The 869-nt window shown below is 62.8% G+C and carries 1 protein-coding gene; it reads right to left on the reverse strand.

Annotated features, from left to right (window positions below):
* Positions 1–208: hypothetical protein (locus tag F6S12_RS32355; RefSeq protein ID WP_315869936.1), on the reverse strand; the 208-nt coding region annotated here is incomplete at its 3' end.
* Positions 209–869: the final 661 nt, after the last annotated feature.

Below are 869 nucleotides of genomic sequence, written 5' to 3' on the forward strand. Positions count from 1 at the left end.
CGTCGGTGTGGCTGCCGAGCTGGTCCAGCAGTTGCGCGGCATCGCTGTTGGCCGCCGCCACCAGGGTTTGCGCCAGGGTCGGCGGCACGTCGCGGCTGACGCTGGCATCGCTGAAACTTTCCAGCAGTGCCAGGCGGCGGAAGTGCCGGGCGAAATGCCGGGTCCGCAGGAAGCCGGCAAAGAACTCTTTCAACAGGGTGAGCTTCATGGTGATGACTCCTGCAGCAACGGCGTAGGGAAAACCGCAGGCAGGTACGATCGGGCGTTGCCGGAGGGTAATCCTCCATGCATGCCTGATCCGCAGGTCCTGGACCTGCGCGTCGATGCCACCACGACACGGCAGCCGGCCGGGTCGAAGGGGAAATAGAAGTCGCCAGGAAGTGGCGTCGGGAAGCGAACCATAGAAGTTCGCGATCGGGATGCCGCATCTCGCTGGACGGCGAGACAGCGGCAGGAAAAAGGCTGCGCGCTATCTTGCCGGGACTGCGCCGGTTACTGAAACCGGCCGACTCCTGTCACTCGAACAAGTACCCACACTGGGCCTCCACTGATTGAAAACGCGCGCAGCTTACGCCGCACTATTTGCAGAGTAAACCGGAGGGAAACCCTGGCAGAGGGAATCGAAAAGTTCTTCAGCCAAGGTTCAGGAATGCCTTCGCCGGCAAGCCGGCTCCTACAAAAAACACCCGGGATAGCCCCGAATGGCAGGAGCCGGCTTGCCGGCGAAGAGGTCCGCAAGAACGGAGATGGCGCCGATCAGCTGGCGGTGGCCAGCAGCATGTCACGCACCGAACGGCTGTGACCGCGGCTCTTGCCGTGTTCGTAGAGCGAATCGGCAATCTCCTGGGCACGGATCGGCAGCACCGACA

The organism is Pseudomonas sp. JV245A, assembly GCF_032424515.1.
Classification (GTDB): domain Bacteria; phylum Pseudomonadota; class Gammaproteobacteria; order Pseudomonadales; family Pseudomonadaceae; genus Aquipseudomonas; species Aquipseudomonas protegens.